Below are 20,901 nucleotides of genomic sequence, written 5' to 3'. Positions count from 1 at the left end.
GCCTCACACGGTGTCAGGGTCAAGCGCCCCTGACCGGCCTCGATGCGGCTTGACCTTACCCTCAGGGGCAAGGTTTAGCGTTCATCGAGGTGAGAGACATGCGGATCGGTGAGCTGGCCCGCCGGGCGGGTGTGACGACCAAAGCGGTGCGCTACTACGAGTCGCTGGGGCTGCTGACCCCCGTACGGCTGGCCAACGGCTACCGGGACTACGGCGAGCACGACGTACGGCTCGTACGGGAGATCCGGGCGCTCAGCGATCTCGGGCTTCCCGTGGAGCGCACCCGGCCGTTCCTGGACTGCCTCGCGGTCGGCCATCAGCACGCCGACGACTGCCCGGCGTCGCTGGCCGGGTACCGGCAGGCGATCGACGAGCTGTCACAGCGCATCGCCGGGCTCACGGCCCGCCGTACGGCGCTGATCGCGCACCTGCAGCGGGCCGCCCACCGCAACAGCCGCCTCTCCCCCGACGACGAAGGAGTGGCCCCGATGAACGACTACCTGAGCCTGCCCGCCGACCTGCCCGTCCCCGAGGACGACGGCGCGGCCGCCCATCTGCCCGGCACGCCGGTGCCGCCCCTGGAGCTGCGCAGCACCGCCGATACGACGGTCCGGCTCGACGCACCGGGCCCGGGCCGCACGGTGCTCTACGTCTACCCGCTCACCGGCCGCCCGGGCACCGACCTGCCCGAGGGGTGGGACACGATCCCCGGCGCCCGGGGCTGTACCCCCGAGGCGTGCGGCTTCCGCGACCACTACCAGGAGCTGCTGGACGCGGGCGCGGTCCGCGTCTTCGGCCTGTCCAGCCAGGACACCGACTATCAGCGCGAGGTCGTCGAACGCCTCCACCTGCCGTTCGACATGCTCTCCGACCCGACGCGAAGCCTGGCCCGGACGCTCCATCTCCCCACGTTCGAGGTCAGCGGACTGACCCTCTACAAACGCCTGACGCTGATCATCCGCGGCGGCGTGATCGAGCACGTCTTCTATCCGGTCTTCCCGCCGAACGAGCACGCCGACCAGGTGCTGACCTGGCTGCGCGCCACCCCTCCGACGGAGCAGGAGTAGTCCATGTTCACCGGCCTGAGCGCCTTCCCCCTCACCCCGGTCACCGACGACGCCATCGACGAGAAGTCCTACGCCACCCTCGTCCACCGCCTCGCCACCGCCGGGGTCGACTCGATCGGAGCGCTGGGTTCCACCGGCTCGTACGCCTACCTCACCCGCGAGGAGCGGGCCCGCGCGGCCCGCGTCGCCGTGGACCACGCCGACGGAACCCCCGTCATCGTGGGCATCGGCGCCCTGCGCACCCGCCACGTCCTGGAGGCCGCCGAGGACGCGCAGAACGCGGGCGCGGCCGGGGTGCTGCTCGCCCCGATGTCGTACCAACGCCTGACCGACGACGACGTATTCGGCCTCTACGAGGACGTCACGACGAACCTCTCCATCCCCCTGGTGGTCTACGACAACCCCGGCACCACCCACTTCACCTTCACCGACGAGCTGTACGCACGCGTGGCCACCCTGCCCCACGTGGCGTCCATCAAGATCCCCGGCGTCCCGGCCGACCCCCCGGCCGCCCACGCCCGCGTCCAGCGGCTACGACAGCTCCTGCCCGACACCGTGACCGTGGGCGTCAGCGGCGACGCCCTCGCCGCGACCGGGCTGAACGCCGGGTGCGACGCCTGGTATTCGGTGCTCGGGGGCACGTTCCCCGAACCGGCCCTGGCCATCACCCGCGCCGCCCGGTCCGGCGACGCCGACCGGGCCCGTGCCGAGTCCCAGCGCCTCCAGCCGCTGTGGGACCTCTTCGCCCGGCACGGCTCCCTCCGCGTGGTCGCCGCCGCAGCCGCCTGCGGCCTCCCCCTCCCCCTCCGGGGCCTGGACGCCGAGGCCCGCGCGGAGGTCGCCGAGGTGCTCGACCAGCTGGGGCTGAGCGCGTAGCGGGCACGGGATCAGCGGCCGGGCGCCAGCCGCCCCTTGATGCCCTTGCGAACTCCGTTCAGCTCGGCTTGGCCTGTGCCTCCTTGGCAGACGCCTCCAGCCTGTTCCAGTACTCCTCGTACCAGGCCTCGTCGCCACCATCCATGTTGCTGTTGGCCTCCCGCATGCCGACCTTGCCGTCGATCAGTTCGCGGACGATGTCGGCGTGGCCGGCGTGACGGTTCGTCTCGGCCGTCATGTGCAGCATGATCCGCTGAAGCGTCACGTCGCCGTTGTCACCCCACCATGCGACGTGGCCCATCGCGTCGAGCGGCAGCGCCTCGATCGTCGCGTCCGCGTGCGCCCAGGCGCGGTGATAGAGGCTGAGGACAGCCTCGCGCGACTCGTCGGCGGGTGCCCACATGTCCGAGTTGGGCTCGGCGCCCTCCTCGTGCCAGGGGAGGGATTCACTGTGCGGGCGGCCGAAGGTCGGGCCGAAATACCCGAATTCGACACTGGCGAGATGCTTGACGAGGCCGAGAAGGTTGGTGCCAGTCGGTGTCAGGGGGCGGCGGACGTCGTACTCGGACAGTCCGTCCAGCTTCCAGACGACGGCTTCGCGGGCTGCCTTGAGGTAGTAGTGCAGGTCGCCTTTAGGGTCATTGGGCTGCATGGGCCTGAGTCTCGCACCGCCCGCCGACAGCGGTCGCATGGGTTTTCCGATCGCTCGGAAAGCATCAGCCAACGACTGGGCCGCCTATGCCGTGGCAGCTGCCCCCCTGGCCGCGCACAAAACGGCCAGGGGTCGGAGAGCGCGCTGAGGGCGCGTCAGGCGGTGCGGGCCGTTACGCGTCCGGCCGCCAGTCGAACGGGAAGCGCTTGCTGGACCCGCCGCGGTACTCGCGGGAGAAGTCGAAGCCCTCGGCGTGGTCCGCACTCACCACACCCCATGTCGCGACCTGGCCGGGGCCCCACCTCCGCCCCGGGGGCGTTGATCAACTGCACCCGGCGCTTGGGATCCGAGGTCGGGCCGGTCGTCAACCCACATGTTCCCGGCGAACTCGCCGAGCGCCACGACGCCCAGGCCGTCCAGGCGCAGATCCCCCCCTTCCCCAGGTACGCCAGTGGGGTATGCATCCGACAAGAGGTTAACCCGCCGCCCGCGGCTGCGGCAAGTACCCCCGGGGGGTATCCGTCGGGCAGGGTCGTAGGGGTTAGTCGAAGCCGGTCAGAGCGGAGTAATGGACCCCACGTACGGATCTTCGATCCTCACGAGGCGTAGTCCTTGAGCTCCTCAGTGTCCAACGTGATCCCGACCGGATCGGGGAGTTCGACCGCTTCGCCGTACGCCGAGACCCTCCTGTTGCGGTACATCCCGCGCTGCGGCTCGCTGTAGACGACGAGCGTGCACTCGTCGCGGTCGACAAGGAGGTAGACCGGGATGCCCGCAGCCGCGTAGCCATTGGGCTTGTCTACGTGGTCACGCCGGGTTGCGTCCCTGTCGTGAGAGGTGACTTCGACGGCCATCAGGACGCCCTCGGCGTCCGACCACTCGCCATGCCCCGCGAAGTGCTTCCGGGGCGCCAGGGCGCCGTCCGGTCGGGCACGCCCCTTGCGGTAGCTTTCGGCCTTCAGCCCCCGCTCCCGGTACAGCCGCAAGTCCGGACGATGCTGCATGCACTGATCCTGGACCCACATGATGATCTCGTCGTGATCCCCGTCCGGCACGGGCTTGACCTCTAGCTTTCCGTTGATGAATTCGAGCGTGACGGTTTCCGGTGCCGTGCGGGCGAGCTGCTCGAACTCCTCGATGCTCATCTGCGGCTGATCGGTGGTGCCAGGGGTCATGGGTTCGCCTCCTCGCACCCATGGTGCCCCGACATCGGGTGGCGCGTCCTGCAAGGTCATTCGCTCATCCTTTCGCGTCGCGGGCGGCGGCTCGCAGCCGCTCGGCCCAGGTGTGAACGTCGATGCCGCCCGGCGGGGCGGCGGCCGTCTCGCCCCGGCAGGGGCGGCAGAGGCCGCCGGGGAGGGCGGCGGGTGGGCCGGGGCGGCCGCAGTCGGTGCACTCCAGGAGGCGGCTGACCGTGATCTCCGCCCGCGGTTCCGGTTCCGGTTCCGGGACGGGCTCGGGCGGCAGCTTGGCCTCCAGCCGGGTACGGGCCAGCGCGGCCGGGCTGTGCACCTGCACAGGCAGGCCGGCCGTCAGCGCCTGGACGAGGCGGACGGGGTCGGCGTCACGCGCCAGCCAGGTCGCGGCGAGGGGTTCGAGACGGGCGCAGTCGAGGGCCGACAGGGTCATGCGGGGGTCCGTACGACCAAGGGACGCGAGGGCGTCGTACGCGGGGGCCCTGGCGGGGGCGGCGGGGGTCGTGCGCACGGCGGCGGGGCGGGGTTCCGGGGTGTCGTCGCCGCGTACGAACGCTTCCCACCACTCCTCCCCGCGTGCCGTCCGCGAGAAGAACGTACGGGTCACCCAGCGCGCCCCGTCCTCCGTGATGTGGTGCTCACGGACGCGCCGCAGGTGACCGGCCTCCGACAGCCGCCGCAGCGCGGTCGCACAGGCCATCTGACCGTACTCGGGGAGGCACTTGGCGAGCGTCTTGGCGTCCATCGCGGCGCCGTCCGGCAGCCGGTCGATGTACGCGGCGATCGATGCCTCACGCCTGGGCAGATGTGCGAAGTCGTCGGCGCGACGAGGGGATTGGCCGGGTGCGCTCCGCTTGCCGTAGCCGGGGTTGGCCAGAGGGTGTGCGGAGGGGCACGGGGCAACGCTAAAGTCGGCTGCAGCCACGGATCGAGCCTCTTCGATCTTGTAGGTCAGACCCCGGTTTGGTGTTGGCGCACCGCCGGGGTCGTTTGTTTGTCGATACGAACGCTAGACCGTCGCAACCGTGCGTCGCAAGCCGGTCACATTATGTGCATGGGGAGGGTGGGTGGGTTCTACAACCCACCCGTTCCTTGGATAGAGCGCTCAGATCCCGGCGCCCGAAGCTCAGCGCCTCGGCGCTACGGCTCGAGGGTCCGGCACCAGTCATCGATGGTGGTGACGTCCGCCTGGCGCGGGAACAGCTTCTCGACGAGGAATCGGTGCACATCCGGGTCGGTATCCAGGCAGCCGTCCGCCAGGACGGTGAGGCCGAAGTCCAGGTCGGCGGCTTGGTACAGCGTGGCGAGCACGACGGCACCGGTGGCAATGCCGGTGAGTACGAGACTGTCGATGCCCCGGGCTCTGAGCACCAGATCGAGGTCGCTGCCCGAGAAGGCACTGGCGCGCCTCTTGGTGACCACGATGTCGTCCTGCCGGGGCGCGACGTCGGGGTGGATCTCCGTACCCGGGTCTCCCTCGGCGAACAGGCCGTCCCGTACGACGGCGCTCAACGCCTTGTTACGGGTGCTCACTTCCGGGCCGCCGGGGCGTAGGCCGATGACGACGTAGATCACGGGGATGCCGGCCGACCGGGCCGCGTCGGCGGCGCGGGCCAGCCGCGCGAGGTATGCGGCGTCGGCCTCGGCGATGTCGACGATGGACCGTTGGACGTCCATCACCAGAAGGGCACCGTTCGCCATGCTGTCCTCCCTTGGCGTCAGAGTTTCACGAATGGTGGGCGAGTTGTGCCCGAGCACCGTTCCTTAGATAAATGCGCTGAGGTCTCGGCGCCCGAAGCTCGAAGCAACCTACGATGCGTTGTGACCGCTACTGGTCACTGATTGCCGCACATTGACGATCGGGGCGCTGGAAGATGCCAGGAACTGAATGGATGTCATCGAGGTCGGAGTTCGCCCAGCGGCCTGTCGATCTCCGTACCGATGTGCCGCACTCCGCTCGCGTCTACGACTACCTCATGGGCGGCAAGACCAACTACGCGCCCGACCGCGCCGCCGGTGACGCCTCGGCGCGGGCCTGGCCCAGTCTGCCGACGTCCATGAAGCAGGCCCGCCACTTCATGCACCGGTCGGTCCGTCATCTGGTGCGGGAGCACGGCATACGCCAGTTCCTGGACATCGGCACCGGCATCCCGACCCCGCCGAATCTGCACGAGGTCGCGCAGGAGACCGCCCCCGACGCTCGGGTCGTGTACGTCGACAACGACCCCATCGTCCTCACCCACGCCCGCCACCTGATGACGAGCACGACGGAGGGGCGGACCGAGTACATCGACGCGGACATCCGCGACCTCGACTCCATCCTCGGCGCGGACGCCCTGGGCAAGACCCTCGACCTGGAGCGGCCGGTCGCGCTGTCCCTGATCTCGATCCTGCACTTCGTCATGGACGAGGACGATCCGCAGGGTCTGGTGCGGCGGCTGATGGCGGAACTGGCGCCGGGCAGCGCGTTGGCGATCACCGTCTTTACCGGCGACACGGCCCCCGAGGAGGTCGCGGGGGTCGGCCGCGAGTACAACGAGCGCGGTATCCCCCTCCGGATCAGGGACAAGGCCGAGGCCGAGCGGTTCTTCGACGGCCTGGAACTGATCGACCCCGGCGTGACCCTGCTCCACCACTGGCGCCCGGACGCCGCCACGGAGGGGGTCCGGGACGAGGAGGTCGCGATGTACGGGGGCGTGGCGCTTAAGCGGGGCTGACGGCGAAGGCTATGAACTCTGCCCAGGCGTCCGGGGCGAGGGCCAGTTGCGGCCCGGCCGCGTGTTTCGAGTCCCGGACGTGGATGGTTTGCGGGCAGGTGGCGACCTCTACGCAGTTACCGCCTTGGGTGTCGCTGTAGCTGGACTTACGCCAAGACAAGGCGACCTCTACGCAGTTGCCGCCCCCGGTGTCGCTGTAGCTGGACTTGAACCATGCGAGCCCATCACTCATAGCTCCTCCGCCAACTTTCTGATGAAGTTTGCCGACTCATCGGGACTGAGAGCCCGCCGGAGGATCATGGCATGCCGCTGGGCGATGACGCTCACCTTCGCCGGGTCTGCGGACAGGACCCCGGTCTCCTGAGCCTCAACGTAAGCGATGTGCTCATGCTCGGTCGTCTCCAGCAGGACGAAGGGACCGTTAAGGCCAGGGCGTGGGACGCGCATCCGCGCGCCTGCGGCATCGGGAAGACGGTGTGGTTCGAGCTGAAGTTGTTGGCGACCCCGTAGCGCTTACGTGAGCGCCGCCAGGCCGTTCGCCAGCAAGTCGAAGGCGTGCTCGGCGTCGCGCACGGCGCCCGGGTAGCGCTCGTCGGCGGTCTCCCCGGCCGCCAGGCGCTGGAAGTTGTCCGCCGACAGCGCCCACTGCACGGCGATGATCTGGACGGCGGCCAGGCGGGCGGTGAGGTCCGGCGCGTCCGTGGTGTCGCGCAGGGCCTCGGCGAGGGCGCGTTCGCCGCCCGCCTTGAAGCGCTGCATGCGGTCGATCAGGGCGGGGGTGTCATAGATCAGCTGGGTGAGCGCGCAGACGCTGGGGTGGTCGTTCATCCCGGTGATCGGGTCGCGGCGGCGCAGGCCGTCGAGGAAGTGGGCGCGCAGGGCGGCCAGCGGGGCGGTCCGCGCGGGGCGGGCCCGTACGACCCGGGCGGCCTCGGCCTCGTGGTCGGCCATGCGGTGCACCACGAGGTCTTCCTTGGTCGGGAAGTACGCGAAGAGGGTGCGCTTGGAGACCTCGGCGGCCTCGGCGATCTGGGCGACGGAGACCTCGTGGTAGCCGCATTCGAGGAAGAGGCCGATCGCGGCATCCGAGATCGCTGCTCGGGTCCGCTGCTTCTTGCGTTCGCGCAGGCCGGGTTGACTCTCGGTCGTCACCGTGCCCACGTTACCGCACCACACTGCACTTGGAATAGTTCTGCACTTGGTGTACTTATCTACCGAGTGCAGGAACACGAAGGGGAGCGTGGGATGAACGAGATCGAGACCGATGTCGTGGTCGTGGGGGCCGGGCCGACCGGGCTGACGCTCGCGTACGAACTGGCGCTGGCCGGGGTGGGGACCCTCGTGCTGGAGAAGCTGCCCAGCCGCAACCAGCAGGTGAAGGGCGGCGCGATCCATGCCCGTACCGCCGAACTGCTGGAGTCGCGCGGGCTGCTGGAAGCGATGCGGAACCGAGCGTTCCCCGGCCCTCCGGTCGGGGCGAACTTCGCGCTGCTGCCGGTGCCGCTGGACACCACGGCGTGGGACACCCGGCATCCGTCCCCGATCATGCTCCCGCAGTGGGAGATCGAAGAGGTGCTGGAGGAGCGGGCCACCGCCCTCGGGGCGCGGGTCCGGCGGGACGCCGCCGTGACAGCGGTCGAGGCGGACGACGACGGGGTGACCGTCACGGCCGACGGCGGGCTCCGGGTGCGGGCGCGGTACGTGGTGGCGTGCGACGGGGGGCGCAGCACGGTGCGCAAGAAGCTCGGGATGCCGTTCCCGGGGCGGCCCGGGACGTTTCTGGCGGTCCTCGCCGACATCCGGCTGTCGGCCGTATCGCCCCTGGTGCCGCGCGAGCGGGGGCACATCAGCACGCTGACGCGCCGGGCGAACGGCTACTGGGCCATGCTCATCCCGCTCGGTGACGACCGCTACCGGCTCACCTTCGGGCACGACGGGGGCGCGGACCAGGCGGGACCCACCCGGGACACCCCCGTCGGCGAGGACGAGATCACCGCCGCGCTGCGGGCCGTCTACGGCGAGGAGACCGTGCTCGGCGGGGTGGACAACTCCTCACGGTTCAGCGACGCGACCCGGCAGGTCGAGCGGTACCGGGACGGCCGGGTGCTCTTCGCCGGGGACGCCGCGCACATCCACCCGGCGCTCGGTGCCCAGGGCCTGAACCTCGGCGTGCAGGACGCGTTCAACCTGGGCTGGAAGCTCGCCGCGACCGTCCAGGGCCGGGCACCGGCCGGGCTGCTGGACAGCTACCACGCCGAACGGCACCCCGTCGCGGCCAGGGTGCTGCACCACACCGCCGCCCAGCGGGTGCTGGCCGACCCGGACCCGAGCGAGGACGTGGCGGCCCTGCGGGACATCTTCATCGACCTGATGCGGCTACCGGACACCAACCGCCATCTGACGGGGCTGATCTCCGGCCTGGCGCTGCGCTACGACGTACCCGGTACGCACCCCCTCGCCGGGCAGCGGGTCCCGGACGCCGACCTCCGCACCGACGCCGGTCCCACCCGGCTGTCGGCCCTGTTCGGCGCGGGGCACGCCGTGCTGCTGGACGTGGGCGGGGTCGTCCCGGCCGATGTGACGCTGCCGGGACGCGTGGACCTCGTACGCGCCAAGTGCGCCACCGACCTGGGCGCGGGGGCGCTGCTCCTGCGTCCCGACGGCTACGTCTGCTGGGCGGCGGACGACGCCGAGGCGTGCCGCGCGGGGTTGCTGGACGCGGTCGCCGAGCACCTGACGACCGGGTGATCAGACCGGGTGATCAGACCAGGCGGCGGGCCGTCGCCCAGCGGGTGAGTTCGTGGCGGTTGGAGAGCTGGAGCTTGCGCAGGACCGCCGAGACGTGGCTCTCCACCGTCTTCACGGAGATGAACAGCTGCTTGGCGATCTCCTTGTACGCGTAGCCGCGTGCGATCAGGCGCAGCACCTCGCGCTCGCGCTGGGTGAGGCGGTCCATGTCCTCGTCGACGGGCGGGGCGTCGGTGGAGGCGAAGGCGTCGAGGACGAAACCGGCGAGGCGCGGGGAGAACACCGCGTCGCCCTCGGAGACGCGGAAGATCGCGTCGACCAGGTCGGTGCCGGTGATCGTCTTGGTGACGTAGCCACGGGCGCCGCCGCGGATGACGCCGATGACGTCCTCGGCGGCGTCCGAGACGGAGAGGGCGAGGAAGCGCACCGGGCGCTCCGTGGCCGCCATCAGCGCGGCGCTGCGGCGCAGCACCTCGACCCCGCCGCCGCCGGGGAGGTGGACGTCGAGCAGGACCACCTCGGGGCGGGTCGCGGTGATCACGGTGACGGCCTGGTCGACGTCGGCCGCCTCGCCGACCACCTCGACGCCGGTACGGGCCGTCTCGCCGATCTCGGCCTGGACGCCGGTGCGGAACATGCGGTGGTCGTCGACGAGGACGACGCGGCAGCGGCGGTCCCCGTCCGTGCCGGTCGTCGCGTCCGTACCGGTCGTCGCGTCCGTACCGCCGCCCGTTGCCTCGGTCATGTCGTCGCCCTCTCCATCTCCAGCTCCACTACCGTGCCCCCGTCGGGCGCGGACCTCAGCCTGGCCGTGCCGCCGTTGCGCTGCATCCTGCCGATGATCGACTCACGGACGCCCATGCGGTCGTCCGGTACCGCGTCCAGATCGAAGCCCGGGCCGCGGTCGCGTACCGATATGAAGACCGTGGCGCCCTCGACTTCGGCGAACACCTGGACCGCCCCGCCGTCGCCACCGTACTTGGCGGCGTTCACCATCGACTCGCGTGCCGCCTGCATCTGGGCGGCCAGCCTCTCGTCCAGCGGGCAGTCGCCGACCACCACGACCTCGATCGGGACGCCGTGGTGGTCCTCGACCTCCGCCGCCGTCGCCTTGACCGCCTCGGCGAGGGTGTCCGGTTCGTCCGCCTCGTCCTTGCCGGTGCCCTCCGGCTTGTACAGCCAGGCGCGCAGCTCCCGCTCCTGGGCGCGGGCCAGCCGGGCCACTTCGCGCGGGTCCTCGGCGTTGCGCTGGATCAGGGTGAGGGTGTGCAGCACGGAGTCGTGGACGTGCGCCGCGACCTCGGCCCGCTCCTGGGCGCGGATGCGCATCAGGCGCTCCTCGGAGAGGTCCTGTGTCATGCGGACCACGTACGGGCCCGCCAGCAGCGCGATGCCGACGAGCACGGCGAGCGAGGCCTGGAGGACGGCGCCCAGGTGCCGGGCCGAGCCCTGCAGGACGAGGATGCCGGTCACCCCCGCGCCGACCAGCACCACGCCCGCCCCCGCCCGGGCCAGCGGCAGCACCCGCTTGCTGCGGCTCAGCTCCACCCACTGGGCGCGGCGGGCGTTGTCGGCCTGCCGCCAGAACAGGGCGACGCCCGCCCCCACGAGGAGCAGCGGCCAGATGTAGGTGTTGGCGCGGCCCAGCTGGACGCCCTGGACGAAGATGCCCATGCCGACGAAGAGCGCGACCAGGGCGATGATCTGGCCGCGCTCCGGCCTGCGGGGCAGGATCCGGCGCCGGCCGTCGGGGCCGACGGTGGTGAGCGGGCGGGTCGCCGTCTCCTCCACGCCGCCGACGCCGAGGGGGACGATGAACCAGAACAGCGCGTACAGGAGGGTGCCGAAGCCCTCCGCCATGATCAGCGCGACGAAGCCGATGCGGACCCAGGCGACCGGCAGCCCCAGATGCCCGGCGAGCCCCCGCGCCACGCCGCCGAGCAGCCGGCCCTCGGCGCTGCGGTACAGCTTGCGCGGGGGTGGCTCGACGGGGGCGGTCGGGGGTGCGGCGGCGGTCATGGTCCGATCGTCACACGACCCCCGCGTTCCGGACATCAGGGTCGACCCTGATCGTCCCCGGAGCGGGGGCTGCGCGGCGCCTGCGGCGGGCTTGTTCCCCGCCCCGCCCCTTCCCGCGGCACCGGATATGCGGCTCCGCCGCGTGGGGGCGCTGCCCCGGGCCCCGCTCCTCAAGCGCCGGAGGGGCTGGGGCTGGGTTGTGGGGCGTCTCCGCCCCGGGCCCCGCGTGGGGGCTCCCGCCCCCACACCCCCGCTCCTCGGGCACCGGAGTGGCTGGGTGTCGGGCATCCGGGGCTGCCGGCCGCGCCCCGGGGCGGAGGGCCGACCTGGGTGTGCCCGGGTCAGGGGAGGTGGATGCCGTCGCGGACCTTGTCGAAGACCGGGCGGTACTGGCTCCACTGGTCTTCCGGCGCGCTCAGGTAGATCGCGTACTCCTTGTCGCCCTCATTGCCGAAGCCCAGGTCGATCGCCCGGAACCAGCGGGCGCGGCCCTTGAACCGGAACTCCCAGATCGCCGCCGGCATGCCGCGGTAGGTGGTCTCCTGCAGCCGGGTCCGCTCGTACTCGATGACGGTGGGCTTCAGTTTGGACTCGACGTCCTCGAAGTGCTTGACCTGGTCGTTGGACGCGAAGTCCAGGACGTTGACCGACAGCTGGACCATCTTGGTGGGGTCGAGGTAGCGGACCTCCTGGGTGCCGTCGAGCTTTCCGTCCGAGTCGGAGTCGGGCTGCCAGTCGCCGGGGACGGGGAAGGAGACCCCGAGGCCCTTGACCATGCGGTAGCCCTCGGGGACGGGGGACGGGGTGAACGACGGCGAGGGGGAGGACGAGGCGCCGGCGGACGCGCCGGAGGCGGACGGGATGCCGTCGCCCGCCTTCCACACGTAGACGCCGCCCGCCACCACCACGACCGCCAGCGCCGTCCCGACGGCGGTCCACCGGAACTTGCGGGGGCCCTTGGGCGGCGGGGCGGGGGAGAAGACAGGCGCGGGGACGGGCGTCGGCGGGGTGGGGTCCTGCTGCCGTGGCGGCTCCGGCTCCGGCTCCGGCGGGGACGGGGTCCGGGCCGTCGTCAGGACCATGGTCGTCGCGGTCGTCCGGTCGCCCTGCACCGGATACACCGTCGTCATGGGCTCCGACGCCGGGCCGCGCAGCGCCCGTTCCGTCTGCTCCGCCGACGGCCGCTGCTCCGGCTCCTTCGCCAGCAGCGCCTCGATCAGCGGGCCCAGCGCACCCGCCCGCTTCGGCGGCTCCAGGGGGTCCACGGCGATCGCGTACCCGGTCTCGATCGGCGTCGGCTTACGGAACGGGGCCCGGCCCTCGACCGCCTGATAGAGCGTCGCGCCCAGCGCCCACAGGTCGGACGCCGGGCCGGGCTTGCGGCCGCGCACCCGCTCCGGGGCGATGTAGTCGATGGAGCCGACGACCTCGCCGGTCTTGGTGAGCGTGGAGGTGCCGGTGGCCATGGCGATGCCGAAGTCCGTGAGGACGACCCGGCCGTTGGCGCCGAGCAGCACGTTGCCGGGCTTGACGTCGCGGTGCAGCACGCCCGCCTCGTGGGCGGCGCGCAGGGCGGCGACCATGCCGCGGCCGATGCGGGCGGTCTCCTCGGGGGAGAGCGTTCCGCCCTCCTTGAGCAGATCGCCCAGGGTCGTGGAGGGCACGTACTCCATGACGATGCACGGCAGCCCCCCGTCGTCCACGACGTCGTGGACCACGACCACGTTGGGGTGCGTGATGCGGGCCGCGCTCCGCGCCTCGCGGCGGGTACGCTCGTGCATCGTCGTCAGTTCTTCCTCGCTGAGGTGCGGCGAGACGTGCAGCTGCTTGACGGCGACCTGACGGCCCAGCAGTTCGTCCTCGGCGCGCCAGACCGTACCCATGCCGCCGCGGCCGATCTGCTCGGCCAGCCGGTACCGTCCGGCAATCAGCCGCCCTACGTCCGACACCGCACTCCCCTCCCGCTCCACGGCGGCCTGCTTCCCCACGCATGGCGCGCATGTTCGACCCGCCACGATAGTCGCCGCGACATCGGGGATGATCTCAGGGAAGGCCCAGGGTTTCACCGGATGTCGCCGGAACGACCGTCTTGTCACGATGGACGCATGAACGATGCACCCACGGTGGCGGACGAGGGCGGGGGCGCGGCTGGTTCCGGGGACCCCCGGGGGACGCTGCCGCCGCCCTTCCTGAGCGCGCCGCTGCGGCGCAGCCGCGACCAGAAGATGATCTCGGGGGTGTGCGGCGGGCTGGGCCGCTACTGCGACGTCGATCCGGTGATCTTCCGGGTGGTGCTGTCCGTGCTGGCCGTCGCGGGCGGGATCGGCCTGATCGTGTACGGCTTCTGCTGGCTGCTCGTCCCCCTCGCCGGGGAGGACGAGAACGAGGGGCGCCGGCTGCTCTCCGGACGTGTCGAGGGTCCGGCGCTGACGGCGGTGCTGTGCGCGCTGGTCGGCTGCGGACTGTTTCTTTCGATGCTGAACAACGGCGGCGTCATGTCGTTCTCGTTCATGCTGTTCCTCGCGGTGGCGGGTATCGGTTATTGGTCGCACCACCGCCGGCAGGCGGGGAGCGGCGGCGCGGTGGATCCCGCCACGGCGCAGGCCGTCGCCGACGCGCCCCCGGAGGCCAAGGCTCCGCCGACGCGGGGCGGGCCGGGGCCGTCGTGGTGGCGGGATCCGATCGTCAAGGACGGGACGACGGGGCTGCCGGGCGCGGCGGGCGGACCGGGCACCGGCTACCTGTGGGGGCCGGACGAGGGCCCGTACGACAGGGCCACGGCGTGGGCGCAGCGGGCCCGCCGGATCCGCGACCGGTCCTCCATCGGCGGCTGGATCTTCCTGGTCGCCCTCGCCGCCGCGGCCACCGGCGCCCGGCTGGCCTGGTACTCCCAACCGCTGGGCACCAGCCTGCAGATCGGCCTCGCGAGCGCGCTGGCGGTCTTCGGGCTCGGGATGGTGGTCAGCTGCTGGTACGGGCGCACGGGCGGCGGGACCGCCATCCTGACCGTCCTCACCTGCGCGCTGCTGGCCGCCGCCACGGTGCTCCCCCGGTCCGTCACCACCGACTGGTCCCGCGAGACCTGGGCCCCGCCCTCCGCGGCCGCCGTGCGGCCCTCGTACGAGCTGGGCGGAGGCGTCGGGGAACTGAAACTGGACCGCCTCCGGCTGACCGACGACCAGACCGTCCGGACCCGGGCCGAGGTGGGCGCCGGGAAGCTGGCCGTGACCGTGCCCCGGGACGCCCGCCTCGAGATGAAGATCCGGACGGGCCTCGGCGACATCCGCCTCCCGGGCGAGCGCACCGACGACATCGACATCGAGCCGGGACGGGAACGGACGGTGACCCTCAACCCGAAGGGCGGGCCGGGCGCGGCCCACGGAACGCTGGTGCTGCGGCTGTCGATCGGACTGGGCAACGTGGAGGTGACGCGCTCATGAGGCGGCATCCGATGGAACCGGGCAAGCTCGTGGCGGGGCTCGTCGTACTGGGCGTGGCGGCGGTATACGGCCTGGACGCGGCCGGGGAGCGCCACGTGCGGTCGCTCGTGCCGCTGATCGTGCTGGTGTGCGGCTTGTGCGCGGCGGGCGTGGTGTCGACCCTGACGTACGCCGCCCGCCGCAAGCGCGCCCGGAGCACGGACGGCTCCGCGCCGTAGGGGACGGCGGGCCGTGGTTGCTACGCTCCCGCCGTGAACCTGCCGACGGTCGACGACATCCGCGCGCTGCACGAGGAGTACGCCCCGACGCGCGCGGCGTTCGAGCTCGTGTACACGCACTGCGAGATCGTCTGGAAGGTCGCCGAACAGCTGCTGGCCGCCGACGGCCACCGGCTCGACGCCGACCTCGTCCGCGCGGGTGCCCTCCTCCACGACATCGGCGTCTACCGGCTCTACGACACCACCGGCCGGCTCCGGACCGACGGCTACATCCGCCACGGGGTGCTCGGGCACGCGATCCTCCGCCAGGAGGGCTTCCCCGAGCGGCTGTGCCGCTTCTGTTCCTGCCACACGGGCGTCGGGCTCACGCGGGACGACATCGAACGCCAGGGGCTGCCCCTGCCGGTGGCCGACTACGTGGCGGAGACCGGCGAGGAGCAACTGGTGATGTACGCGGACAAGTTCCACACCAAGACCACCCCGCCGGCCTTCCTCTCCTTCACCGCCTACGCCGCCCACGTGGGCCGCTTCGGCACGGAGAAGACCGCCGCGTTCCACGCCCTGCGCGACCGCTTCGGCGAACCGGATCTCGCCTCCCTCAGCGCGGCGTACGGACACGCGCGGACCTGAAGACCCCCTTGCCGGAAGGGGCCTGCCTACGTGAAGAGCTGTGAGCTCTGGCGGCGGCGGTGCTTGCTCCAGGCCGTGTCCAGGGACAGGTGGGGGGCACCGGCGAGGACCAGGGGGAGCCAGGCCATCAGGTAGGCCAGGTCGTTGCCGTAGTAGTACGGCTCCGTCTGCCAGCTCACCGTCAGCCACAGGCTCAGCGAGATCAGGGCGCCGCCGAGGGCCGCGAGGCGGGAGAGGAGGCCGAAGAGGGTGCCGAGGCCGACGGCCAGCTCGCCGTAGGCGATGACGTAGCCGAAGGTGGTCGGGGAGTTCAGGGCCTGGTCGACCAGCCAGGGGACGGCCGAGGTGTCGCGCACCTGGGTCATCAGCTGACCGATCGAGCCCGCCCCGCTGTCGGCGAGGAACGCCGAATCGGTGAGCTTGTCGATCCCGGCGTACACGAAGGTGACGCCGAGGAAGATCCGCAGCGGCAGCAGCGCGTAGCGGGAGGCCAGCTGCCGCACTCCGCCTGTGGGCGGGCCGCCTATGCCGCTCACCACGTTCACGCTGCCCGCGTCGCCCGCGGGGCCCCCTCCGACCGTTCGATCCGCATGCCTCATGACGCCCGCCTCTCCCATTGCGCAGTCACCAAAACCATACGGATGGCAGGGGCTTTTCACTCAGCCGAGGTCAGTGCCGAGGTCAGTCCAGTACGTCGATCTGGTAGCGGTTCGTCTCGGCCCCCGAGGCGGTCACCACCTGCACGTCCACCCGGCCCGGCTCCACGTCCACCGGCACCGGCACGGTCAGCGCCGTATCGGTCGGGTTGCTGAAGCCGCCCGCCACCGGGACGAGGGGTACGTGGACGTGGACGGCGCCGATGCGGACGACCATGCGGGCCAGCCGGTCGGGGTCCTGCGCGCCCGGCGGGACGAAGCCGTTGCCGCGGATCTCGATGTCGTCGCCGGTGCGGATCGGGGCGTCGCGGTCGATGCCGCCCTCCTCGGGGCGGACCCGGACGACGGACAGCACGGTCGGGCGGCCGCCCTCGGCGTACTTGCCGGTCAGGTACATCAGGACGGAGACGACGGCGAGCAGCACCAGCCCCCAGGGCAGCTCCGGCAGCCGCCACGGTTCGCGGGCGAGGCGGACGGCGGCGAAGACGAGGGCGACCGCGTGGACGACGACGTACTGGACGTCGGCGAAGCTGCCGCGGCCCGCGTCGTCCGTGAGCAGGTCGGCGGCGCGCGGGCGGACCGCACGGACCTTCTGCAGCCGCTGCGCCCGCACCCGGGCCGCGACGACGAGCCGGGCGAGCACCGCGGCGACGCAGGTCAGCGCGGCGACCGTGAGCAGCCCGGCGGCGTGGCCGAGGGACAGGCCCTGGGCGATCCGGTCCCGGTCGCCGGGGGCGACGGCCAGTTCGACGGCCAGGACGAGCACCGAGAAGACGGCCAGCAGCAGCCAGGCGGCGGCGAGGGAGCGGGAGGTGGACATCCGGTTGTCCTCGCCGACCAGCGGCGCGAGCGGCCCGCCGTTGGCGTAGTGCAGCCGGGCGGTCAGGGTCAGCAGCGCGCCCGTGACGAGGGCCGCGGCGAGCCCGGCGGTGCGGGCGACCGACCACCCGGCGCCGATCGCCGTCGCCAACTGCCCGATCAGCAGCGCCCCGACCGCGCCCCACACCACCAGCAGGGTGCGCCGCCACACCGCGTCGCGCCACGCGGTGCTCTCGGCGTGGCCGCTGTCGACGACCGTACGGGCCGCCTGGGCGAGTTCGTCCGACACCCACTGCCGGGACGCCCCCGCGGAGTGCGCGAGGGCCGCCGGAAGGCCCTCTCCGGCCGCGAACCGCTCCCGCATGGCCACGAACGCGGCCACCGCCCGCCGGTGGCCCTCACGGGCGCCCTGGGGGCATTCACAGCCCGCCGGACCGTGGTCCGCGTGACCGTGACCGCCGTGGCCGCCGGGCCCTCCCGCCGCCTTCCGCTTCGCCTTCGTGGCGTCTTTCGTCGTGTCCACCGCCACGAGGTCTCACCGCTCCGTCGTTCGCTCGTTCTGTACGTTCGTTCGTGTCGTCAGCGGCGCCCGGCGGGCCCCAACTGACATGGGTTGAGAGGGGATTGTGCCGCACGGCGAGGGGTCTCAGGTGAGCAGGTCCGGCTCACCGCGGGTGATCTGCAGGTACAGAGGTTGATAGTTGATCCACGCCACAAGATCGCTTCCGAGCTGCTCACGGGTCCGCACCGCGCTCCGGTGATCGATGAGCACAGGTTTCCCCGCCGCCTTCGCCGCCAGCTGCGCCTGGCACGCGCGCTCCATCGTGATGAACCACCAGGCGGCCGCGTCGACCGAGTCCCCGACGGTCAGCAGACCGCGATTGCGCAGGATGAGGGCCTTGTACGCGCCGAGCGCGGCCGCGATCCCGCGTCCCTCCTCCTCGTCCACGACGACGCCGGTGCTGCGGTCGTAGAGCCCGTGGTCCTCGAAGAAGGCGCACACGTCCTGGGTGATCGGCTCCAGCAGCTCACCGAGCGCGGACAGGGCCCGGCCGTGGACGGAACGGGTGTGGGCGACCGCCACCACATCCGGCCGGGCTCGATGCACGGAAGAGTGAACGACGAAGGCCGCCTGGTTGACGTGGTAGCGCCCGTCGACCACCTGGCCCGCCTCGTTGACGAGGATCAGGTCGCTCACGGTGATGTGGGCGAAGGGCATGCCGAAGGGGTTCACCCAGAAGTGATCGGTCAGCTCCGGGTCGCGCACGGTGATGTGCCCGGCGACGCCCTCCTCGTACCCGTACCGCCCGAAGATCCGCAGCGCCGCCGCCAGCCGCTCCTTGCGGTAGCGCCGCTCGTCGGCCGGGGAGGCGTGGGCGGGCGGCATGGTGATGTGCAGCTGGTCGGTCGGTATCGGCTCGGGGTTCGACCGCGGCATCGGCATCGTCATGGGCAGCTCCGCTCCTCTGGGTGCTGGAGCGGAAGCTACCTCTGGGTATCGCAGGAGGCCAGGGGCACAGGCCTCTTACAGCTGGTCGATCTCGGTGAGGTCGATGTCGATGGTGAAGGGGACGGTGAGCTTGAGTTGGTTGTGGTGGAAGCCGATGGGCCGGTAGGCGCGCTTTTCTTCGTCGAGCTCGAAGACATGGACCACAGGGCGTGCGTCCGAGTTGGTCATCTCGACGCGCCAGAAGTGCGGAATACCCGCGTTGGCGTACTTGTGCGGCTTGGTGTCGTAATCCCGGGCCTCGGACTCGGGGGAGACGACCTCGACGGCCAGGACCACATCGCCGACCTCGTAATACGTCTCTTCACGGCTCCGCACGGCTTCGGCGCGCACCACCGTGATGTCCGGCTCCGGACCATTGCGCTTGTCGATCACCACGGTCATCTCCCGCCGGACCCTCAGCTCGGGAGGCGCGGTCCGACGCAGCCCGCTCACCAGCAGATCAATCGCCATACTGTGAAAACTGCGCTGCGGACTCACGAAAACCAGGCTCCCGTCGATCAGCTCGGTGTGCGGCGGGAGATCAGGCAGACTCAGCAAATCGTCCACGGTGTAGCCATCCAGCGGCGGCACAGGCCACGAGGTGGTGTGCAGCGGCTCAGCGGTCATGGTTCCTCCCATGGACGGGATTCTTGGCCGTGAGGCCAGCGTACCGAGCACGAACGCCGCTGCCGCCACTCGAACGAATGAGCGACGGCAGCGGCGTTTGACGATCAGATGATGATCAGGGGGTGATCACTCCCACTCGATCGTGCCGGGCGGCTTGCTCGTGATGTCCAGGACCACCCGGTTGACCTCGTCCACCTCGTTGGTGATGCGGGTCGAGATCCGCGACAGCACGTCGTACGGGAGGCGCGACCAGTCGGCCGTCATCGCGTCCTCGGAGGAGACCGGGCGCAGCACGATGGGGTGGCCGTAGGTGCGGCCGTCGCCCTGGACACCGACCGAGCGGACGTCGGCGAGCAGGACCACCGGGCACTGCCAGATCTCGCGGTCCAGGCCGGCCGCTGTCAGCTCCTCGCGGGCGATCGCGTCGGCCTCGCGGAGCAGGTCCAGGCGGTCCTTGGTGACCTCGCCGATGATGCGGATGCCCAGGCCCGGGCCCGGGAAGGGCTGGCGGTGGACGATGTCCTCCGGGAGGCCCAGCTCCTGGCCGACGTTGCGCACCTCGTCCTTGAAGAGCCGGCGCAGCGGCTCGACCAGCTTGAACTCGATGTCGTCGGGCAGCCCGCCCACGTTGTGGTGGGACTTGATGTTGGCGGTGCCGGTGCCGCCGCCGGACTCCACCACGTCCGGGTAGAGGGTGCCCTGGACCAGGAACTCCACGGCCTCACCGGCCGCGCCCGCCTCGGCCACCAGCTCGGCCTGGGCCTGCTCGAAGACCCGGATGAACTCCCGGCCGATGATCTTCCGCTTCTCCTCGGGGTCGGACACCCCGGCGAGCGCGTCGAGGAAGCGCTGCTCGGCCTCGACGACCTTCAGCTGCACGCCGGTGGCCGCCACGAAGTCCTTCTCGACCTGCTCGGACTCGCCCTTGCGCATCAGCCCGTGGTCGACGTACACGCAGGTGAGCTGGTCGCCGATGGCCTTCTGGACGAGGGCGGCGGCGACGGCGGAGTCCACTCCGCCGGACAGCCCGCAGATGGCGCGCTTGGTGCCGACCTGCTCGCGGATGGCCGCGACCGACTCCTCCACCACGTTGGAGGTGGTCCAGGTCGGCTCCAGGCCCGCGCCCCGGTACAGGAAGTGCTCCAGGACCTGCTGGCCATGGGTGGAGTGCATCACCTCGGGGTGGTGCTGTACGCCGTACAGCTTGCGCTCGTCGCATTCGAACGCCGCGACCGGCACCTGCTCGGTGGACGCGGTGACGGTGAAGCCCTCGGGCGCGGCCGAGCAGGCGTCGCCGTGCGACATCCACACCTGCTGCTGCTCGGGCGTGCCCGCGAAGAGCGTCGAGCCCGGCTTGCTCACGGTCAGGTCGGTACGCCCGTACTCGCGCGCCCCGGTGTTGTCGACCGTGCCGCCGAGCGTGACGGCCATCAGCTGGAAGCCGTAGCACATGCCGAAGACGGGAATCCCGGCCTCGAAGAGCGCGCGGTCGAGCCTGGGCGCTCCCTCGGCGTAGACCGACGACGGCCCGCCGGAGAGGATGATCGCCTTCGGGTTCTTGGCGAGCATCTCCGCCACCGGCATGGTGGACGGGACGATCTCGCTGTAGACCCGGGCCTCGCGGACCCGTCGGGCGATGAGCTGGGCGTACTGCGCGCCGAAGTCGACGACCAGGACGGTGTCGGGGGCGGCAGCAGGGGACGCTGATGGCACTTCGGCGGCCTTCCGGCGGTGGAACTGGAGGGTT

The 20,901-nt window shown here is 71.5% G+C and carries 22 protein-coding genes and 1 pseudogene; 7 read left to right on the top strand and 16 right to left on the bottom strand.

Features of this window, described 5'->3' with window-relative positions:
• Positions 1-98 precede the first annotated feature (98 nt).
• Both ABZ562_RS08775 and ABZ562_RS08770 read left to right on the top strand, forming a co-directional pair.
• Positions 99-1,067, top strand: a complete 969-nt coding sequence (locus tag ABZ562_RS08775) for a MerR family transcriptional regulator (RefSeq protein WP_361475703.1) — start codon at positions 99-101, stop codon at positions 1,065-1,067.
• 3 nt (positions 1,068-1,070) lie between these two features.
• Positions 1,071-1,943 carry a dihydrodipicolinate synthase family protein gene (locus ABZ562_RS08770; RefSeq protein ID WP_361475701.1) on the top strand — a complete coding sequence of 291 codons (873 nt, stop codon included), beginning with the start codon at positions 1,071-1,073 and terminating at the stop codon, positions 1,941-1,943.
• Between the two features lie 58 nt (positions 1,944-2,001).
• Here ABZ562_RS08770 and ABZ562_RS08765 read toward each other — a convergent pair whose 3' ends face one another.
• The 5 genes and pseudogenes from ABZ562_RS08765 to ABZ562_RS08745 all read right to left on the bottom strand — a co-directional run bounded on the left by ABZ562_RS08765 (position 2,002) and on the right by ABZ562_RS08745 (position 5,492).
• A complete protein-coding gene (locus ABZ562_RS08765) occupies positions 2,002-2,595 on the bottom strand; it encodes a DinB family protein (protein WP_361475700.1) in 594 nt (197 codons plus the stop codon).
• A gap of 172 nt (positions 2,596-2,767) precedes the next feature.
• A pseudogene (locus ABZ562_RS08760) lies at positions 2,768-2,957 on the bottom strand (hypothetical protein); the annotation flags it as partial.
• Between the two features lie 234 nt (positions 2,958-3,191).
• Positions 3,192-3,770 (bottom strand): Uma2 family endonuclease, encoded by a 579-nt coding sequence (locus ABZ562_RS08755; RefSeq protein WP_361475698.1) that lies wholly within the window; start codon positions 3,768-3,770, stop codon positions 3,192-3,194.
• A gap of 64 nt (positions 3,771-3,834) precedes the next feature.
• Positions 3,835-4,716: a hypothetical protein gene (locus ABZ562_RS08750; protein WP_361475696.1), complete on the bottom strand. Its 882-nt coding sequence runs from the start codon at positions 4,714-4,716 to the stop codon at positions 3,835-3,837.
• Between the two features lie 215 nt (positions 4,717-4,931).
• Complete coding sequence (locus ABZ562_RS08745) at positions 4,932-5,492, bottom strand: cysteine hydrolase (protein WP_361475694.1); 561 nt, start codon at positions 5,490-5,492, stop codon at positions 4,932-4,934.
• Between the two features lie 191 nt (positions 5,493-5,683).
• Here ABZ562_RS08745 and ABZ562_RS08740 point away from each other — a divergent pair, with 191 nt between their 5' ends.
• A complete protein-coding gene (locus ABZ562_RS08740) occupies positions 5,684-6,508 on the top strand; it encodes an SAM-dependent methyltransferase (RefSeq protein ID WP_361475692.1) in 825 nt (274 codons plus the stop codon).
• Here the strand turns inward: ABZ562_RS08740 and ABZ562_RS08735 are convergent.
• The 3 genes from ABZ562_RS08735 to ABZ562_RS08725 form a co-directional block, all read right to left on the bottom strand.
• Positions 6,495-6,740, bottom strand: coding sequence for a DUF397 domain-containing protein (locus tag ABZ562_RS08735; RefSeq protein WP_361475690.1), 246 nt, complete (start codon positions 6,738-6,740; stop codon positions 6,495-6,497). The genes ABZ562_RS08740 and ABZ562_RS08735 overlap by 14 nt on opposite strands.
• Complete coding sequence (locus ABZ562_RS08730) at positions 6,737-6,955, bottom strand: Scr1 family TA system antitoxin-like transcriptional regulator (RefSeq protein ID WP_361475688.1); 219 nt, start codon at positions 6,953-6,955, stop codon at positions 6,737-6,739. Before ABZ562_RS08730 ends, ABZ562_RS08735 begins: the two co-directional genes overlap by 4 nt.
• Before the next feature lie 66 nt (positions 6,956-7,021).
• The gene (locus ABZ562_RS08725) at positions 7,022-7,660 is read right to left on the bottom strand and encodes a helix-turn-helix domain-containing protein (RefSeq protein ID WP_361475686.1); all 639 of its coding nucleotides are present in this window, start codon (positions 7,658-7,660) and stop codon (positions 7,022-7,024) included.
• Between the two features lie 93 nt (positions 7,661-7,753).
• Here ABZ562_RS08725 and ABZ562_RS08720 point away from each other — a divergent pair, with 93 nt between their 5' ends.
• Positions 7,754-9,256, top strand: coding sequence for an FAD-dependent oxidoreductase (locus tag ABZ562_RS08720; RefSeq protein WP_361475684.1), 1,503 nt, complete (start codon positions 7,754-7,756; stop codon positions 9,254-9,256).
• Positions 9,257-9,269: 13 nt separating this feature from the next.
• On the opposite strand, the gene ABZ562_RS08715 is transcribed toward ABZ562_RS08720, so the two are convergent.
• From ABZ562_RS08715 to ABZ562_RS08705, 3 genes are all read right to left on the bottom strand, one after another.
• Positions 9,270-10,001 (bottom strand): response regulator transcription factor, encoded by a 732-nt coding sequence (locus ABZ562_RS08715; RefSeq protein ID WP_361475682.1) that lies wholly within the window; start codon positions 9,999-10,001, stop codon positions 9,270-9,272.
• The gene (locus tag ABZ562_RS08710; protein WP_361475680.1) at positions 9,998-11,275 is read right to left on the bottom strand and encodes a PspC domain-containing protein; all 1,278 of its coding nucleotides are present in this window, start codon (positions 11,273-11,275) and stop codon (positions 9,998-10,000) included. The genes ABZ562_RS08715 and ABZ562_RS08710 overlap by 4 nt, the downstream gene beginning before the upstream one ends.
• A gap of 341 nt (positions 11,276-11,616) precedes the next feature.
• A complete protein-coding gene (locus ABZ562_RS08705; protein ID WP_361475678.1) occupies positions 11,617-13,224 on the bottom strand; it encodes a serine/threonine-protein kinase in 1,608 nt (535 codons plus the stop codon).
• Between the two features lie 156 nt (positions 13,225-13,380).
• Between ABZ562_RS08705 and ABZ562_RS08700 the strand changes: the two genes are divergently transcribed.
• From ABZ562_RS08700 to ABZ562_RS08690, 3 genes are read left to right on the top strand one after another with little or no spacing between them, the layout of a single operon-like run.
• On the top strand, positions 13,381-14,715 hold the full coding sequence (locus ABZ562_RS08700) for a PspC domain-containing protein (RefSeq protein WP_361475676.1): 1,335 nt from the start codon (positions 13,381-13,383) through the stop codon (positions 14,713-14,715).
• Positions 14,712-14,933: a hypothetical protein gene (locus ABZ562_RS08695; protein ID WP_361475674.1), complete on the top strand. Its 222-nt coding sequence runs from the start codon at positions 14,712-14,714 to the stop codon at positions 14,931-14,933. Before ABZ562_RS08700 ends, ABZ562_RS08695 begins: the two co-directional genes overlap by 4 nt.
• A 33-nt stretch (positions 14,934-14,966) precedes the next feature.
• Positions 14,967-15,563 carry an HD domain-containing protein gene (locus ABZ562_RS08690; protein WP_361475672.1) on the top strand — a complete coding sequence of 199 codons (597 nt, stop codon included), beginning with the start codon at positions 14,967-14,969 and terminating at the stop codon, positions 15,561-15,563.
• 26 nt (positions 15,564-15,589) lie between these two features.
• Here the strand turns inward: ABZ562_RS08690 and ABZ562_RS08685 are convergent, their stop codons facing one another.
• The 5 genes from ABZ562_RS08685 to guaA form a co-directional block, all read right to left on the bottom strand.
• Positions 15,590-16,162, bottom strand: coding sequence for a DoxX family protein (locus ABZ562_RS08685; protein ID WP_361475670.1), 573 nt, complete (start codon positions 16,160-16,162; stop codon positions 15,590-15,592).
• Between the two features lie 82 nt (positions 16,163-16,244).
• Positions 16,245-17,561 carry a hypothetical protein gene (locus ABZ562_RS08680; protein ID WP_361475668.1) on the bottom strand — a complete coding sequence of 439 codons (1,317 nt, stop codon included), beginning with the start codon at positions 17,559-17,561 and terminating at the stop codon, positions 16,245-16,247.
• A 123-nt stretch (positions 17,562-17,684) separates the two neighbouring features.
• Positions 17,685-18,482: a class II aldolase/adducin family protein gene (locus ABZ562_RS08675; protein WP_361476007.1), complete on the bottom strand. Its 798-nt coding sequence runs from the start codon at positions 18,480-18,482 to the stop codon at positions 17,685-17,687.
• Between the two features lie 81 nt (positions 18,483-18,563).
• Complete coding sequence (locus ABZ562_RS08670) at positions 18,564-19,154, bottom strand: Uma2 family endonuclease (protein WP_361475666.1); 591 nt, start codon at positions 19,152-19,154, stop codon at positions 18,564-18,566.
• 126 nt (positions 19,155-19,280) lie between these two features.
• Positions 19,281-20,867, bottom strand: coding sequence for a glutamine-hydrolyzing GMP synthase (gene guaA, locus ABZ562_RS08665; protein WP_361475664.1), 1,587 nt, complete (start codon positions 20,865-20,867; stop codon positions 19,281-19,283).
• Between the last annotated feature and the right edge of the window lie 34 nt (positions 20,868-20,901).

It is taken from the genome of Streptomyces sp. NPDC019937, assembly GCF_040631655.1.
In the GTDB taxonomy this organism is placed as follows: domain Bacteria; phylum Actinomycetota; class Actinomycetes; order Streptomycetales; family Streptomycetaceae; genus Streptomyces.
The sequence above is the reverse complement of the archived record's forward strand: the minus strand, read 5'-3'. Positions and strand labels throughout refer to the sequence as shown.